This is a genomic window from Allobosea sp. P5_A5, from assembly GCF_056400625.1.
Map to the genome: position 1 here is coordinate 300,186 of NZ_JBFUKY010000004.1, position 15,927 is coordinate 316,112.

Sequence of the window (15,927 nt, forward strand, 5' to 3'; positions counted from 1 at the left end):
CGCGAGTGGAACCGGGCATGGCCGAGCTTCAGGACATCGCGATCGTCAACGCGCGGCTGGTCGATCCCGTGACGGGCCGCGACGAGCCGGGCTCCGTCCTGCTGCGCGCGGGCAAGATCGCCTCGGTCGAATGGGGCGCGGCACCAGCCACGGGCGAGGGCGTGCGTCGAATCGATGCCCGTGGCCTCGTGCTCGCGCCCGGCCTGATCGATCTGCGTGCTTTTCTGGGCGAGCCCGGGGCCGAATTCCGCGAAACGCTCGGTTCCGGCTCGCATGCGGCTGCGGCCGGCGGCGTCACCACGGTCGTTTGCCGCCCCGACACCGATCCGCCGATCGACGACCCCGCGATCATCGACTTCCTGAAGCGCCGTGCCCGCGACAAGGCGATTGTCAACGTGCTGCCTTGCGCCGCGCTGACCAAAGGCCTGCACGGCAAGGAGATCACCGAGATCGGCCTGCTGCTGGAAGCCGGCGCGGTCGCGTTCTGCGATGGCGCGAAAGGCCTCCGCAATCCACAGGTGATGCGCCGCGCCATGGTCTACGCGCTGAACTTCGACGCGCTGATCATGAACCATGTCGAGGACCCCGAGCTGCGCGGCTCCGGCGTGATGAACGAGGGCGAATTTGCCAGCCGCAAGGGGCTGCCGGGCATTCCGCGGGAGGCCGAGACGGTGATGCTCGAGCGCGACCTGCGGCTCGCCCGCGCCACCGGCGCCCGCTACCACGCGGCGATGATCTCCTGCGCCGAATCGGTCGAGCTCATGCGCCGGGCCAAGCAGGACGGATTGCGCGTCACCTGCGGCGTCTCGATCAACAATCTCACGTTGAACGAGAACGACGTCGGCGAGTACCGGACCTTCTGCAAGGTCTCGCCGCCGCTGCGCACCGAGGATGACCGCCTCGCCATGGTGGCGGCGCTGGCCGAAGGCGTGATCGATGTCGTCGTTTCCGATCATGATCCGCAGGATGTCGAGACGAAGCGCCAGCCCTTCACTGAAGCGGCAGACGGCGCGCTCGGCATCGAAACCCTGCTGCCGGCCGCGCTTCGCATGGTGCACACCGGGCAGATCGCGCTGCCGCAACTGCTTGCGGCGCTGTCGACGAAACCGGCGTCGTTGCTCGGTATCGGGGGCGGCCTGTTGTCGCCCGGCGCGCCGGCCGACCTGATGCTGCTCGACCCGGATGCCCCCTTCGTCGTCGACAAGCGCAAACTCAAGTCGCGGGCCAAGAACTCGCCCTTCGACGAATCGCGTCTGCAGGGCATCGTCGAGACGACCATCGTCGGCGGGCGTGTGGTCTATGAAGCCGAGCCGGGCTAGGCTGCACGCGGCAAGGGTCCGAGGGCGATATGAGCGATATTTTCAACTGGGGCCTGTCCGGCTCCGCTACGCTGATCGCGCTCGTCGTCGGCTATCTCTTCGGCTCCATTCCCTTCGGCATCATCCTGACCAGGCTCGCGGGCGGGCCGGATCTGCGCAGCATAGGCTCGGGTAATATCGGCGCCACCAACGTCCTGCGCACCGGCAACAAGAAGCTGGCGGCGGCAACGCTCGTCGGCGACGTGCTGAAGGGCACGGCGGCAGTTCTCGTCGCCTGGCATTGGCTCGGCGGCCCGCAGGCGGCAATGGCGGCGGCCGTCGGCGCATTTCTCGGCCATGTCTTCCCGGTCTGGCTGCGCTTCGAGGGCGGCAAAGGCGTTGCGACCTATCTCGGCATCCTCATCGGCCTCAACGGCTGGGTCGCGCTCGCCTTTGCGGCGGTCTGGATCGCGCTGGCCTGGCTCTTCCGCTATTCCTCACTATCGGCCCTGGCAGGGAGCATCGTCGCGCCGCTGCTGCTCTGGCTGGCGTTCGGCATGCCGCAAGCCGCGCTCGTGATGGCGGTACTGACGGCGCTGCTCTGGCTCATGCATCGCACGAATATCGCCCGATTGCTGGCCGGCCGTGAGGGCAAGATCGGCCAGAAGGGCTGAGCGGAGAGAATGGCTGGCATCGTCCTTTCAGACCGCCAGCGCCTCGATTGGCTGCGGCTGATCCGGTGCGAGGGCATCGGCCCGCGCACGTTCCGCTCGCTGACGAATCGCTTCGGCGGCGCCGGTGCGGCCCTCGACGCCGTGCCCGAACTGGCTCGGCAGGCGGGTCGCGCCATCCGCGTCTGCGCGCTGGCTGATGCAGAGCAGGAGATGGACGCGCTGCAGCGCCTGGGCGGTCGCTTCATCGCGCTCGGCGAAGCAGATTATCCGCCGGCTCTTCAGGCGATCGACTCCGCACCACCTCTGATCGCGGTGCTAGGCGAGACGGCGGCGCTCCAGCAGCCGGCGGTGGCCATGGTCGGATCTCGAAATGCCTCCGCAGCCGGCATGAAATTCACCGGCAGGCTCGCCCGCGATATCGGCGAGGCCGGCTTCGTCATCGTCTCGGGGCTGGCACGCGGCATCGACACGGCGGCGCATGAGGCGAGCCTCCCCACAGGGACCGTCGCCGTTCTCGCGGGCGGGCTCGATCGCGTCTACCCGCCCCAGAATCTCGCATTGGCGGAAAAGATCATGGCGCAGGGTGCCTTGATCAGCGAAATGCCGCTGGGCTGGGCCCCGCGCGGGCGCGACTTCCCCCGGCGCAACCGAATCGTCTCGGGCCTTTCTCTCGCGACGGTGGTCGTGGAGGCGGCCCGGCGCTCAGGGTCGCTGATCACGGCTCGTTTTGCCAATGAGCAGGGCCGGATCGTTTTCGCCGTGCCGGGCTCGCCGCTCGATCCCCGCGCCGAAGGTGGCAACCACCTGATCCGCGAAGGCGCGACGCTCTGCGCCGAAGCAGCCCATGTCGTCGAAGCGGTCCAACCGATGCTCGGGCGCGACGGAGACCTGTTCCAGCGTTTTTCGGTGATGCGCGAGCCTGAGCCCGCCCATGTCGGCGAGGCGCTCTGGGACGAACTCGATCTGCCGGGCGTGCCGGCCGCACCGGTCATCGAAAGCCAGCCGGAAGCGTTTCTTTCGTCCATGAGCGACACCGCCGCTGCGGCGCCGCCGAACGAGGCCGCTCCGCTGGACCGGCGGCTGCTCGGCCTGTTGAGCCTGACTCCGATCTCGCTCGACGATCTCGTTCGCAGCAGCGGCTCGACGGCCCGCGAAGTCGGGCGGGCTCTGGTCGAGATGGAGCTGTCGGGGCAGATCCAGCGTCATGCTGGCGGGGGGCTGACACGCATCCCCGCCTGACGGCGCAATATTGCATCCCCGCCTGACGGCCGCAATCTCAGTTGGGCCGGCGCCTGGCCAACTGCTCGATCTGGGCCGAGGCTTCGATCCTCGTCATATCGAGGAAATAGCTCAGCGTATCGAAATGAGAGCTATTCGCCATGACCTGGAGTTCGGCGGCCATGCTCTCGATGAACGTCGCGACTTCGAGGGGGGTGAGGGGGACCTGGGTAAGATCCATAGGGGCTGCATCGTCCGGCTCCGGGTCGACATCGGGCTTGGTGACTGCTTTCCTCGCCATAATCAGGCCGACTCCCCTGCAATCCACCCCGGATCGTCCGACGGCTGAGCCGAGGACGAGGTACAACCTTAATGTGTATCTCCTGATTATATTCTATCGATTGTATATTAGTTCAATAGCAGCATTGCGAGGGGTAGCGTCGCCAGTGCCAGCAGGGTCTGCAACGTGGTGATTTCAGCCATCAGCGGCGCGTCACCCCCGAGTTCGCGAGCCAGGAAATAGGCGGCAGTGGCGGTCGGTACCGCCGCGGCGATGATCGTCATGCTCAGCGCCGGCCCGCTGACGCCGAGGCGGTTGGCGAAGAACCAGGCGAGGCCCGGAAGCAGGATCAGCTTGAGCAGGACGGCGATGCCATGTGCGAGCGTCGGCCGCGCGAGACGTTTCAGATCGAGGCCAGCCCCGACCACCAGCAGGCCGATGCCGAGCGAGGCGCGTCCGAGAATGTCGAGGTAGCCGATGAAGGCTGGCGGCAGGAAGCCTTGCAGCGGATTGAGCGCGAGTCCGACGGCCGAAGACCAGATGAAGGGGTTGTAGAGGATCGATCGGGTTACGGCGCCCGCGCTCATCGGTCTGCTGCCCTGGGCATAGCGGGCGAGAACCAGCACGCACATGATGTTCAGCAGCGGGATCATGCTCGCCACCGCGATGGCCATCAGCGTCGCGCCGGTGCGCCCCTGCAGCCCGGACGCCAAGGCAAGCGCAACGAAAGTGTTCCAGCGGACGGAGCCCTGGAAGATCGAGGTGAAGGCCGGGCCGCCGATGCCGGCGCGTGCCATCAGCGGGCGCGCCACCAGAAGCAGCGCCGCGACGCACAGAATGGCGAGCACCAGGCTGATCCCCATGGAAAGAACGGGCAAGCTGCCGAGGTCCGCCATCGCCAGCGTATAGATCACCACCGCTGGAAAGAGCGTTTGGTAGGTCAATCGCTCGACACCCAGCCATTGCGGCTGCGCGACGACGCCGCGCGTTTTCAGAAACCACCCCGTCGCGATGACGAGGAAGACGGAAATCAGGCTGTTGAGCATGACGGCTTCGTTCGCCGCGGCATCGATGCGGCTCCGGGGAGGGGGAACATTGAACGTGGGAAATCGTTGTGGAAGCGACTACCGAGCCGGCCTCTCATATGGCGACAGGCCGGGCAAGGGCTGCGAGAAATGGCTGTCCTGTGTCCGCCGCAAAGCCGCCTTGATCGGTTCAGCTCTCATTCAACGCGGGTCGCGCATTTTACGAAGCTCGGCCCATGAAAGGAGATGTCGTCATGATGTCTTTCAGGAATAAAACGCTGGTCGCCTTGACTGCGGTGAGCATCGGCCTCGGAGGGCTCGCCATGCCCGCGATGGCGCAGACCGCGCCGTCATTAGACGCGGCAAACCTCGACAAGGTTCAGGCGAATTATACCCAGTACCGCTATCGCCATCGGGGTTCCAACCGGGGCGCTGCTGTCGCCGCGGGTGTCGTCGGCCTGGGCATTCTCGGAGCGGCGGCTGCGGCAGCCCATTCGCGCTCCTATGACCCTTACGACGACGGCGGGTATTACGACGCGCCGCCGGCCTATTACGCTCCGGCGCCGGCTTACGGCTATTACAGCCAGCCCTACGATTATCGGCTTCACCGCTGATTTTGAAGGCGAGTAGGCCTCAGCCGTTCCAGACCCGCGTCGCAAGGCGCGGGTCTTTTTCATGAGCATGCCGGACTCATCGTGAGGGGCCGAACTCTTCCTCCTCCGGGTGCAGGCGCGCCAGCCTGTCGAGGGCACTTTGCAGGATATAGGCCGCTGCCATCTTGTCGACGACGGCAGCGCGTTTGGCGCGGGAGGCGTCGGCCTCGAGCAATGTCCGCGTCACGGCGAGCGTCGACATGCGTTCGTCCTGCAGGACGATCGGCAGTGGCGTCAGCGAGCCGAGGTTCCGAACGAAGGCGCGCGTCGACTGCACGCGCGGGCCTTCTGTTCCGTCCATGTTGAGCGGCAGGCCGATGACCAACCCGGCGATCTGGTGCTTGTCGGCGATCTTCAGCAGAGCGGCGACGTCGATGCCGAATTTCACCCGCTGGATCGTTTCCAGAGGGCTCGCGATCTGGCGTTGCACGTCCGAAAGCGCGAGTCCGATCGTCTTCGACCCGAGATCGAGCCCGAGCAGCCTGGCGTAAATCGGAAGGTCGAGAAAGGCTTCGAGCGGGACGATCCGGTTGGGAGGTGCGGGGGCTTTGCTCATTGCCTTGGCGCTAGCACGCTTGGGCCGCCTCCATAAAGACCATCCTGCGCTCGACGAATGCGCAATCCCTACAGGAGATGCATTCGGCCATCGCAGGTGCTCGATGAGCGCGTTATACCGCGACGAGCGCAGGCAGGGACCGCCATGACCGATATCGTGATCACCGAGTTCATGGACGAGGCCGCCATTGCGGCGCTGCGCGCCCGCTACGACGTCCATCATGATCCGGAGCTTTTCGCCAAACCGGCCGAATTGCTGAAGCTCATCGCCGAAGTGCCGGCCATCATCATCCGCAACCAGACCCAACTGCGCGGAGATGTGCTGGAAGCCGCGAAGCGACTGAGGGTGGTCGGCCGTCTCGGCGTCGGCCTCGACAACATCGACATGGCCGCCTGCGCCGCCCGCGAAATCCGCGTCTTTCCAGCGACGGGCGCCAACAGCCTTTCCGTCGTCGAATATGTCATCGGCACGGCAATGACCCTGCTGCGCGGTGCTTATTTTGCCAATGCCGCGATGCTCGCCGGCACGTTTCCCAAGACACAGCTGATCGGCCGCGAGATCGCTGGCAAACGCATGGGTCTGGTCGGCTTCGGAGCCATCGCACGCGATGTCGGCCACCATGCGCGCGCGTTGGGCATGGATGTCTCCGCCTGCCATCCGCGCTTGCCGGCCGACGACCCCGCCTGGTCCGGTGTGCGGCGGCTGGACTTGGACGAACTGCTTGCCGAGGCCGATATCATCAGCCTGCATGTGCCGCTGACATCCGAAACGCGCGGCCTGATTGATGCGAAGGCCTTCGCCCGCATGAAATCCGATGCGATCCTGATCAACACGGCGCGGGGCGGGATCATGGACGAGGCTGCGTTGGTGAAAGCTCTCAAGGCCGGCAAGCTCGGCGGCGCGGCGATCGACGTCTACGAGCAGGAGCCGCTCGGCAAAGGCGCCGCCAAGGTCTTCGCAGGCACGCCCAACCTGATCCTAACCCCGCACATCGCCGGTAACACGGTCGAGTCGAACGGACGCGTATCAGGCCTAGTGGCCGAAAAGGTCATGGCCGCGCTGGAGGAGCGAATCTAGGGCAAAGTATTTGTTAGGATGACCGGCATCGGCCCAAAGCCGCCGCGGATGTCTGCTTCTGGCGCGGCAACTCTGGCATCGAAAGCCGAGGCGCTGCCGCGCGTTGGACCATTGCGGTGATCGCGCGTTCGCCATCGGGTCCGAGACCGCATGGCCGCAGAATGGAGTATAGCCCTTGAGCCAAGTCCCTGATGATGAGTCGCGCGTCGCCCTCGTGACCGGGTCCACGTCCGGCATCGGGGCAGCGATAGCTCGTCGGCTGTCCAGCGATGGCTACGCGGTTGTGTTGCACTCGCGCAATTCTGCGGAGACGGGACACGCGCTAGCCGCCGAACTCGGGAAGGCCGCATACGTCCAGGCCGATCTAACCGACGACGCCGACAGGGTCAGGCTGGTGCGGCAGGCCATCGCCCGCTGGGGCCGTCTCGATGTTTTGGTCAACAACGCAGGCATCAGCCAGGTCATTCCTCACGCCGATCTCAAGGCCGCCTCGCCGGCCGTCTGGCACGAGTTGCACGAGGTCAACGTGGTGGCGCCGTTCCGCCTCGTGGCAGAAGCCGAAACCGCTTTGCGGGACGCTGCGCGGCGAGGTCGTCCGGCCTGTGTCGTCAACATCAGCTCGCATGCCGGGGTCAGACCTAAGGGCGCATCGATCCCCTATGCTGCCTCCAAGGCGGCGTTGAACCACATGACCCGTCTGCTCGCCGTATCGTTGGCCCCGGATATTCGGGTGAATGCCGTTGCTCCCGGATTGGTGGATACACCCCTGACAGCCGATTGGACTGCTGCCCAGGCGCTCTGGCGGGAGCGGTCGCCCATGCGCCGGGCTGCCAAGCCGGAGGACATTGCCCAGGCCGTCGCACTGCTGGTGGCGTCGGACTATCTCACCGGGGAAATCTTGCTCTCGGATGGAGGCTTGAACCTCACGTAGCGCGCGCGCCGCGTTATTTGGGCTCTGACCAACGACCGCGATCCCAAATCACGGGTGCGCGTACAAAATCCATAGGCGCCGCGTGATCATGACGGGAGCGTAGCCAAGGCCCGCTTTCCGACTCCGAGATGAAGACCGCTTTCCGCCTATAGCTAGCTCAGGTCGATACGCACGGCTGAGAAGAACTGACCCCTCTCAAACGAAATCGAAAAGGTCGACATCGACCAGACCCTTATCGGTGATCTTCAGATGCGGGATCACCGGCAGCGTCAGGAACGCGACCTGCAGGAACGGCTCTGCCAGCACCACGCCGAGCGCCTTCGCCGCCGCTCGCAGCGTCTCCAGATCATGCCGCACCACCTCGAAGGGCTGTTCGCTCATCAATCCCGCGATCGGCAAGGCAAGCTCGGCGACGACCTTGTCGCCATCGGCGACGGCGAACCCGCCTCCGATCTCGATCAGGCGATTGATGGCCGCAGCCATCGAGGCATCGTCCACGCCGACGACGCAGAGATTGTGGCTGTCATGCCCGACCGAGGAGGCGATGGCGCCGCGCTTCATCCCGAAACCGTGGACGAAGCCGGCCGCCATGCCGCCATTCTTGCCGTGACGCTCGATCACCGCGACCTTGATCGCATCCTGGTCGAGGTCGGGCAGGGCCTCGCCATCGCGTGAGGGCAGGGTCATCGACAGCCGCTCGGTGATGATCCGCCCCGGCACGACGCCGATGACCGGCGTCTCGCCATCGCGGGCCTTCACGCGAAAAGCGTCCGGCGTGACAGGCCGGCACTTGACGCTGCCATGTCCAACCGAGGCGATGGCGGTCCGACCCGCAAACAGGGCGTCCTCGACCAATCGACCCCCGGCCACGACCTGCCGGATCGAACAGGTGGCGAGATCCTCCACAAGGACGATATCGGCGCGCTTGCCCGGCCCGATGAAGCCACGGTCGAACAGGCCGAAATTCCGCGCCGCCGAGTGCGAGGCGATGCGGTAGGTCGCGAGGATATCGGCTCCGCGCGAGATCGCGGTGCGGATCATGTAGTCGAGATGACCTTCCTCGCCGATGTCGAGGGGGTTGCGGTCGTCGGTGCAGAAGGCGAGGAAGGGCGAGGTATCGCGCGAGATCAGCGGGATCAGCGCCTCCAGATCCTTCGAGACCGAGCCCTCGCGGATCAGGATCGCCATGCCCTTGGCCAGTTTCTCGCGGGCCTCGTCGGCGGTGGTGGTCTCGTGATCGGTGCGGATGCCGGCGGCGAGATAAGCGTTCAGGTCCTGGCCCCGCACCAGCGGGGCGTGCCCGTCGACATGGCGGTTCGAGAACGCTTCGAGCTTGGCGAGGCAGGCGGGATCGCGATGGATCACGCCGGGAAAGTTCATGAATTCGGCGAGCCCGATCACCTTTGGATGATCCATGAATGGGATGAGGTCTCCGGCTTCCAGCCTCGCGCCGGCGGTCTCCAGATGCGTCGCCGGCACGCAGCTCGACAGGTTGACCCGCAGGTCCATCCGCATCGCCTCGGCGCAGGCGAGGAAATAGCGAAACGCCTCGGCGCCCAGCACGTTGGCGATTTCGTGCGGATCGCAGATCGCGGTGGTGACGCCGTGCGGCAGAACGCAGCGCTCGAACTCCAGCGGCGTCACCAGCGAGGATTCGATGTGCAGATGCGTGTCGATGAAGCCGGGAACGGCGATCAACCCGCTAGCGTCTATCACGTGACGGCCCTCATAGGTGCCATAGGTGCCGACGATCGTATCGCCGCAAATAGCGATATCGCTCTCGACCAGCGCGCCGGTGACGAGATCGAGTAACCGTGCACCCTTGATCACGACATCGGCAGGCTCGTCGCCATGCCCCTGCGCGATCCGGCGGGCGAGGGTCGTGGCATCGGTCATGGGGCGAGGTCCTTGGATCGTCATGGGGGCAACCTGCCTCTCTCGAACGGCATTGTCGACTTGGTCGAAACGCCGGAGCGCTTTAGATATCGCTGCCAATCGCGAGCCCGGAGCCTTCGCATGAACCTCACCTGGTACGGCCATTCCGCCTTCCGCCTCGAAATCGATGGTGCGGTGGTCCTCATCGACCCGTTCTTCACGGGCAATCCGTCCTTCGAGGGCGATGTCGCGCAGATTTCCCAGGGCGTGACGCATATCGTGGTCACCCATGGCCATGGCGACCATGTCGGCGACACCCTCGACATCGCCGCGAAGACCGGCGCGACCGTCGTGACGAATTACGATCTCGCCATGCATCTGGCGTCGAAGGGGCTGAAGAGCTTCCAGCCGATGAACACCGGCGGCACCGTCGATCTCGGGCCCTTCAGCGTCACGCTCACGCGGGCCGACCATTCGGCCGGGCTGGGGGAGGCTGGTGTCATGGTGCCCGTCGGAAGCTCCAATGGCGCCATCCTGAAGGCAAAGGGCGAAAAGACGCTCTGGCATATGGGCGACACCGATATCTTCTCCGATATGGCGTTGCTGGCTGAAATTCACGGCGTCGAGGCCTGCATCTGCCCGATTGGCGACCGCTTCACCATGGGCGGCAAGGTCGCGGCGCTGGCGATGACGCGCTTCGTCAAGCCGCAGATCGCGATCCCGTGCCATTACGGCACCTTCCCGATGATCGATCAGAATGCCGACGCTTTCGTCGACGGCCTGAAAGGCAGCGGCATCCAGGCCATCGTGCCGAACAAGGGCGAGGTTTTCGCGGTCTGAACCCGACAATCCGCTCCGTGAAGTCAATGCTGATTTACGTCGGCACGTTCGCCGCGCTATAGCGCGGCGAACGTTTCCGGCGCGTTGATCCGCGCCCCATCCAGGAGTCCGCCATGTCGGTCGATCTCGCCACCGTCAAGCGCGTCGCGCATCTCGCGCGCATCGCCGTTCCGGAGGCCGATCTGCCCAAGCTCCAAGGCGAGCTCAACGCCATGCTCGGCTTCGTCGAGCAGCTGAACGAGGTCGATGTCGAGGGCGTCGAGCCGATGACCTCGGTGACGCCGATGGCGATGACCCAGCGCGCGGATGTGGTGAATGATGGCGAGATCGCCGACAGGATCGTCGCCAATGCGCCGGCCTCCGAGGACAATTATTTCATGGTGCCGAAGGTGATCGAGTAAAGCCGCATCGCCCGCTCGCTCTCGAGTCATTGCGAACCCAGCGAAGCAATCCAAAAGGACCGGACTGAACCGTTCCGCGCTACGGCCTCTGGATGGCTTCGTCGCTTCGCCCCTCGCAATGACGGCCTCGATCTGCCCGCCCGTTTAGATGCTGGATAGCCCCGTGACCGATCTCACCCGCCTGACGCTGACCGAAGCCCGTGATGGGCTGAAGGCCAAGGATTTCACCGCCACCGAGCTGACGCAGGCACATATCGCCGCCGTCGAGAAGGCCCGTGCCCTCAACGCCTATGTGCTGGAAACGCCCGAGCACGCGCTGAAGCAGGCCGCCGCCAGCGACGAGAAGCTTGCCAGGGGGCAGGGCGGCGCGCTCGAAGGCCTGCCGCTCGGCATCAAGGATCTCTTCGCGACGGAAGGTGTGCGCACCACGGCCTGCTCGAAAATCCTCGGCAACTTCGTGCCGGCCTATGAATCGACCGTCTCCAGCCAGCTTTGGCGCGACGGGGCGGTGATGCTCGGCAAGCTCAACAACGATGAGTTCGCCATGGGCTCATCGAACGAGACCTCGGCTTTCGGCGATGTCGTGAACCCGTGGCGCCGAAAAGGCTCCAATGTAGGGCTGGGTTCGAATGTCGAAGGGAACTCGGGCGGCGCCGTCGAAGGCGCCCATCTCGTGCCGGGCGGCTCGTCGGGCGGTTCCGCTGCGGCTGTGGCGGCCAGCCTCTGCCTGGCCGCGACCGCGACCGATACCGGCGGCTCGATCCGGCAGCCGGCGGCGTTCACCGGCACGGTCGGCATCAAGCCGACCTATGGCCGCTGCTCGCGCTGGGGCATCGTCGCCTTCGCCTCCTCGCTCGACCAGGCCGGGCCGATCGGCAAGACCGTGCGCGACACGGCCGTGATGCTGCGCTCCATGGCCGGGCATGACCCGAAGGACACCACTTCAGTCGATCGGGCCGTGCCCGATTACGAGGCGGCGGTCGGCCGTTCGGTCAAGGGCATGAAGATCGGCATTCCCAAGGAGTACCGGCTCGACGGGCTGAACCCCGAGATTGACGCGCTCTGGCAGAAGGGCATCGATTGGTTGAAAGCGGCTGGCGCCGAGATCGTCGAGATTTCGCTTCCGCACACGAAATACGCCTTGCCAGCCTATTACATCGTCGCGCCGGCCGAGGCTTCGTCCAACCTCGCCCGCTATGACGGCGTCCGCTACGGCCTGCGCGAGCAGGGCAAGGACATTGTCGAGATGTACGAGAAGACCCGCGCCGCCGGCTTCGGCGCCGAGGTCAAGCGCCGCATCATGATCGGCACCTATGTGCTCTCGGCCGGCTATTACGACGCTTATTATCTGCGCGCCCAGAAAGTCCGCACCCTCATCAAGCGCGACTTCGAGACGGTCTATGCGGATGGAATCGACGCCGTCCTGACGCCGGCGACGCCGTCCGCGGCCTTCGGCATCGGCGAGAAGGGCTCGGCCGATCCGGTCGAGATGTATCTGAACGACGTCTTCACGGTAACGGTGAACATGGCCGGCCTGCCCGGTATCGCCGTGCCGGCGGGGCTGGACGCTCAGGGCCTGCCCCTGGGCCTCCAGCTCATAGGCCGCCCCTTCGACGAGGAAACGCTGTTCTCGCTGGGTGCGGTGATCGAGCAGGCGGCAGGCCGGTTCCCTGTCACCGAGCGTTGGTGGGGCTGAAGCCAAGGCCCAGGCAGCCGTCATGCTCGGGCTTGACCCGAGCATCTCTGGCCGGATGAAGACCTCCCGGATCGGGAGCATACGTTTCTCGATACAGGCGCAAGACTGAAGCCTTCCAAGCCATCAAAAGAAAAAGGGCCGCGCGAGCGGCCCTTTTTCTTTTGATGGATGAGGTCTGGCGCTCAATGAGCCCCGGTCGGCTGCACCGGCGGCGCGCCTGGGGCCTTCTTGCTTCCGCGCAGATCGGCCAGCCAGCGCACCATCACATAGAACACCGGGGTAAAGATCAGCCCGAAGAAGGTCACGCCGAGCATGCCGGAGAAGACGGCGATGCCCATCGCCGCGCGCATTTCGGCGCCGGCGCCGGTCGAGATCGTCAGAGGCAGCACGCCGAGCACGAAGGCCATCGAGGTCATCAGGATGGGCCGCAGACGGGTCTTCGCGGCGGCGATCGCCGCGTCGCGCCGGTGCATGCCTTCCTCCTCGGCCTGCTTGGCGAATTCGACGATCAGGATCGCGTTCTTGGCGGCGAGGCCGACGAGCACGACAAGGCCGATATCGACGAGGATGTTGCGGTCGAGCCCGGCGATGTTCACCCCGATCATCGCTGCCAGAATACACATCGGCACGATCAGGATCACCGAAAGCGGCAACAGCCAGCTCTCGTACAGCGCCGCGAGCAGCAGGAAGACGAAGATCACCGCGAGGCCGAAGGCGATCACCGCCGTATTGCCCGCGAGCTTCTCCTGCAGCGCGATCTCGGTCCATTCGAAGCCGAAGCCGGGCGGCAGTACCTTCTGGGTCAGCGCCTCGACCGCGGCGATGCCTTGCCCTGTCGAATAGCCGTGCTTCATCGAGAGCTGCACTTCGGCGGCTGGATAGAGATTGTAGCGCGGCACGCGATAGGCGCCGGTCGTGTCGTGGAAGGTCGCGACCGAGCCGATCGGCACCATTTCCCCGTCCGCGTTGCGGGTTTTGAGATCGGCAACGTCGCGGCTCGTCAGGCGGAACGGGTTGTCCGCCTGCGCGGTGACGCGGTAGGTCCGGCCGAGCAGGTTGAAGTCGTTGATATAGGCCGAGCCCATATAGACCGACAGCGTCTCGAAGATGCGCGTGATCGGGACGCCGAGCATCTCCGCCTTGGTGCGGTCGATATCGGCGAAGATCTGCGGCGTCTTGGTCGAGAACAGCGTGAAGGGCTGCTGGATGCCGTCGATCTGGCCCGCAGCACCCGCCACCATCCAGGTCGCGCCTTCGAGCGCGGCGAGGCCGCGGCCGCTGCGATCCTGAACATAGCCCTTGAGACCGCCGCCATTGCCGATGCCGGAGATCGCCGGCGGCTCGATGACGAGCGGGAAAGCGTCGGTGATATTGCCGAACATCTGCCCGCGTAGGTCGTTCAGGATGCCCTGATAGGTCAGCCCCTTCTTGACCCGCTCCTCGAACGAATTGAGCGTCACGAAGATCACGCCGGCATTGGGCGCGATGGTGAAGGTCGCGCCGTCGAGGCCGGCGAAGGCCACCGCATGCTCGACGCCAGGCCGCGACAGGGCGAGTTCACCGGCCTTGCGGATGACCGTGTCGGTGCGCGACAGCGACGAGCCCGGCGGCAGCTGGAAGACCAGGATGAAATAGCCCCGGTCGAGCTGCGGCACGAGGCCTGTCGGCGTCTGCATAAGGCGCTGGGCCGTGAGCGCGATCAGGCCGCCATAGACGATCAGCAGGATGACGGCGAGCTTGATCAGGCGCGAGGTCACGCGGCCGTAATTGCGCGAGAGCCAGTCGAAACCGGCGTTGAAATAATGGAAGAACCAGCGAACCGGCGCGCCCAGCTTGGAGAAGAAGCCGTGTTTGGCGTTGGGGTCGTAGTGCTTGTGCGGCCGCAGGAGCACCGCCGACATGGCAGGCGACAGCGTCAGCGAGACGAAGCAGGAGATCGCGGTCGACGCCGCGATGGTGACGGCGAACTGCTGGTAGAACGTGCCCTGAAGGCCGCTGATGAAAGCGGTGGGCAGGAACACGGCGCAGAGAACGAGCGCGATCGCGACGAGCGCACCGCCGACCTCGTCCATCGTCTTGTGCGCGGCCTCCTTCGGGGTCATCCCCTGCGCCAGATAGCGCTCGACGTTCTCCACCACGACGATCGCGTCGTCGACGACGATGCCGATGGCGAGCACGAGCGCCAGCAGCGAGATCGTGTTGAATGAGATGCCGACCGCCGCCATGACGAGGAAGGTGCCGATCAGCGACACCGGAATCGCGACGATCGGGATCACCGCCGCGCGCCAGGTCTGCAAGAACAGGATCACCACGATCACGACGAGCGCGACCGCCTCGAACAGCGTGTGCACGACCGCGTCGACGGATTGGGCGATGAACTCGGTCGGGTTGTAGATGACGCGATAATCGACGCCGGTCGGGAAGGTGGCGGCGATCGACTTCATCTCCGCGATCAGCGCATCCGAGGTCTTCAGCGCATTCGACCCGGGGCGCTGGAACACGCCGATGGCGACGGCCTCGCGGTTATCGAGGTAGTTATTGGTGGTGTAGTCCTGCGCGCCGAGCTCGACGCGGGCGATGTCGCGGACGCGGATCGCGCCGCCATTGGCTTCGGCCCGTACGACGATGTTCTCGAACTCCGAGATGTCGGTCAGGCGGCCGAGCGTATTGACCGAGAGCTGGAAGGCCTCGTTCGACTTCGCCGGGGGCTGGTTGATCGCGCCGGCCGCGACCTGGACGTTGGCGGCCTGGAGCGCTGTGACGACATCGCCAGCGGTCAGGTTTCGCGCCGCGACCTTGGCGGGATCGAGCCAGACGCGCATCGAGAAATCGCGCGCGCCGAAGACCTGCACGTTGCCGACGCCGTCGACGCGGGTGAGGGCGTCCTTCACGTAGAGCGTGGCGTAGTTCGAGACGTATTGCTGGTTCCGCGACCCGTCCGGCGAGATCATCTGAATGAACATCAGCACGTCGGGCGAGGCCTTGCGGACCTGCACGCCGATCTGGCGGACGGCTTCGGGCAAGCGCGGTTCGGCCGAGGAGACGCGGTTCTGCACCAGCACCTGCGCCTGGTCGACGTCGACGCCGGCCTTGAACACGACGTTGATGGTGACGATGCCGTCACCGGTCGACTGCGACGAGATGTAGAGCATGTCGTCGACGCCGTTGACCTCCTGCTCGATCGGCGTCGCCACCGTGGCGGCGACCGTTTCGGCCGAGGCGCCGGGGTAGGTGGCGACGATCGAGACCGTCGGCGGCGCGATTTCGGGATATTCCGCGATCGGCAGCGTGCGCATGACGACGCCGCCCGCGATGGTCAGCAGGATCGAGAGCACGGTCGCGAAGATCGGCCGGTCGATGAAGAAATGGGCGAAGCGGAACATGGAAGATGTCCTGGCCGAAA

Annotated in this window: 14 protein-coding genes; 9 read left to right on the plus strand and 5 right to left on the minus strand. The window is 65.4% G+C overall.

The window, feature by feature from the left end; all coding sequences use genetic code 11:
* The first annotated feature begins 17 nt into the window (after positions 1-17).
* Genes pyrC through dprA form a run of 3 tightly spaced genes read left to right on the plus strand, consistent with a single transcriptional unit; the run spans position 18 to position 3,211 of the window.
* Positions 18-1,319 (plus strand): dihydroorotase, encoded by a 1,302-nt coding sequence (gene pyrC / locus AC1DR6_RS11050; RefSeq protein WP_476829268.1) that lies wholly within the window; start codon positions 18-20, stop codon positions 1,317-1,319.
* 29 nt (positions 1,320-1,348) lie between these two features.
* A complete protein-coding gene (gene plsY, locus AC1DR6_RS11055) occupies positions 1,349-1,972 on the plus strand; it encodes a glycerol-3-phosphate 1-O-acyltransferase PlsY (RefSeq protein ID WP_476829269.1) in 624 nt (207 codons plus the stop codon).
* An 18-nt stretch (positions 1,973-1,990) separates the two neighbouring features.
* Positions 1,991-3,211, plus strand: a complete 1,221-nt coding sequence (dprA, locus tag AC1DR6_RS11060) for a DNA-processing protein DprA (protein ID WP_476829379.1) — start codon at positions 1,991-1,993, stop codon at positions 3,209-3,211.
* Between the two features lie 37 nt (positions 3,212-3,248).
* On the opposite strand, the gene AC1DR6_RS11065 is transcribed toward dprA, so the two are convergent.
* Both AC1DR6_RS11065 and AC1DR6_RS11070 read right to left on the minus strand, forming a co-directional pair.
* Positions 3,249-3,491 (minus strand): hypothetical protein, encoded by a 243-nt coding sequence (locus AC1DR6_RS11065; protein WP_476829270.1) that lies wholly within the window; start codon positions 3,489-3,491, stop codon positions 3,249-3,251.
* Positions 3,492-3,598: 107 nt separating this feature from the next.
* Positions 3,599-4,516 (minus strand): AEC family transporter, encoded by a 918-nt coding sequence (locus AC1DR6_RS11070; RefSeq protein WP_476829271.1) that lies wholly within the window; start codon positions 4,514-4,516, stop codon positions 3,599-3,601.
* A 233-nt stretch (positions 4,517-4,749) separates the two neighbouring features.
* On the opposite strand from AC1DR6_RS11070, the gene AC1DR6_RS11075 reads away from it, so the two are divergent.
* On the plus strand, positions 4,750-5,109 hold the full coding sequence (locus AC1DR6_RS11075; protein WP_476829272.1) for a hypothetical protein: 360 nt from the start codon (positions 4,750-4,752) through the stop codon (positions 5,107-5,109).
* A 76-nt stretch (positions 5,110-5,185) separates the two neighbouring features.
* On the opposite strand, the gene ruvX is transcribed toward AC1DR6_RS11075, so the two are convergent.
* Positions 5,186-5,704, minus strand: coding sequence for a Holliday junction resolvase RuvX (ruvX, locus tag AC1DR6_RS11080; RefSeq protein ID WP_476829273.1), 519 nt, complete (start codon positions 5,702-5,704; stop codon positions 5,186-5,188).
* Positions 5,705-5,848: 144 nt separating this feature from the next.
* Between ruvX and AC1DR6_RS11085 the strand changes: the two genes are divergently transcribed.
* Positions 5,849-6,781 carry a hydroxyacid dehydrogenase gene (locus AC1DR6_RS11085; RefSeq protein WP_476829274.1) on the plus strand — a complete coding sequence of 311 codons (933 nt, stop codon included), beginning with the start codon at positions 5,849-5,851 and terminating at the stop codon, positions 6,779-6,781.
* Between the two features lie 214 nt (positions 6,782-6,995).
* Positions 6,996-7,712, plus strand: coding sequence for an SDR family NAD(P)-dependent oxidoreductase (locus AC1DR6_RS11090; RefSeq protein WP_476829380.1), 717 nt, complete (start codon positions 6,996-6,998; stop codon positions 7,710-7,712).
* A gap of 195 nt (positions 7,713-7,907) precedes the next feature.
* On the opposite strand, the gene ade is transcribed toward AC1DR6_RS11090, so the two are convergent.
* A complete protein-coding gene (gene ade, locus AC1DR6_RS11095; RefSeq protein ID WP_476829275.1) occupies positions 7,908-9,608 on the minus strand; it encodes an adenine deaminase in 1,701 nt (566 codons plus the stop codon).
* Positions 9,609-9,728: 120 nt separating this feature from the next.
* On the opposite strand from ade, the gene AC1DR6_RS11100 reads away from it, so the two are divergent.
* From AC1DR6_RS11100 to gatA, 3 genes are all read left to right on the plus strand, one after another.
* Positions 9,729-10,427 carry a metal-dependent hydrolase gene (locus AC1DR6_RS11100; RefSeq protein ID WP_476829276.1) on the plus strand — a complete coding sequence of 233 codons (699 nt, stop codon included), beginning with the start codon at positions 9,729-9,731 and terminating at the stop codon, positions 10,425-10,427.
* Between the two features lie 113 nt (positions 10,428-10,540).
* Entirely contained in the window at positions 10,541-10,828 is a 288-nt protein-coding gene (gene gatC / locus AC1DR6_RS11105) for an Asp-tRNA(Asn)/Glu-tRNA(Gln) amidotransferase subunit GatC (protein ID WP_476829277.1), read from the plus strand.
* A 163-nt stretch (positions 10,829-10,991) separates the two neighbouring features.
* On the plus strand, positions 10,992-12,524 hold the full coding sequence (gene gatA / locus AC1DR6_RS11110) for an Asp-tRNA(Asn)/Glu-tRNA(Gln) amidotransferase subunit GatA (RefSeq protein WP_476829278.1): 1,533 nt from the start codon (positions 10,992-10,994) through the stop codon (positions 12,522-12,524).
* A gap of 182 nt (positions 12,525-12,706) precedes the next feature.
* On the opposite strand, the gene AC1DR6_RS11115 is transcribed toward gatA, so the two are convergent.
* Positions 12,707-15,907 (minus strand): efflux RND transporter permease subunit, encoded by a 3,201-nt coding sequence (locus tag AC1DR6_RS11115; protein WP_476829279.1) that lies wholly within the window; start codon positions 15,905-15,907, stop codon positions 12,707-12,709.
* Between the last annotated feature and the right edge of the window lie 20 nt (positions 15,908-15,927).

Coding starts and splice junctions, on each gene's coding strand:
- AC1DR6_RS11075 (WP_476829272.1), top strand. CDS start 4,750: ATGATGTCTTTCAGGAATAAAACGCTGGTCGCCTTGACTGCGGTGAGC.
- AC1DR6_RS11065 (WP_476829270.1), bottom strand. CDS start 3,491: ATGGCGAGGAAAGCAGTCACCAAGCCCGATGTCGACCCGGAGCCGGAC.
- AC1DR6_RS11070 (WP_476829271.1), bottom strand. CDS start 4,516: ATGCTCAACAGCCTGATTTCCGTCTTCCTCGTCATCGCGACGGGGTGG.
- AC1DR6_RS11115 (WP_476829279.1), bottom strand. CDS start 15,907: ATGTTCCGCTTCGCCCATTTCTTCATCGACCGGCCGATCTTCGCGACC.
- gatC (WP_476829277.1), top strand. CDS start 10,541: ATGTCGGTCGATCTCGCCACCGTCAAGCGCGTCGCGCATCTCGCGCGC.
- ruvX (WP_476829273.1), bottom strand. CDS start 5,704: ATGAGCAAAGCCCCCGCACCTCCCAACCGGATCGTCCCGCTCGAAGCC.
- pyrC (WP_476829268.1), top strand. CDS start 18: ATGGCCGAGCTTCAGGACATCGCGATCGTCAACGCGCGGCTGGTCGAT.
- ade (WP_476829275.1), bottom strand. CDS start 9,608: ATGACCGATGCCACGACCCTCGCCCGCCGGATCGCGCAGGGGCATGGC.
- AC1DR6_RS11085 (WP_476829274.1), top strand. CDS start 5,849: ATGACCGATATCGTGATCACCGAGTTCATGGACGAGGCCGCCATTGCG.
- AC1DR6_RS11100 (WP_476829276.1), top strand. CDS start 9,729: ATGAACCTCACCTGGTACGGCCATTCCGCCTTCCGCCTCGAAATCGAT.
- plsY (WP_476829269.1), top strand. CDS start 1,349: ATGAGCGATATTTTCAACTGGGGCCTGTCCGGCTCCGCTACGCTGATC.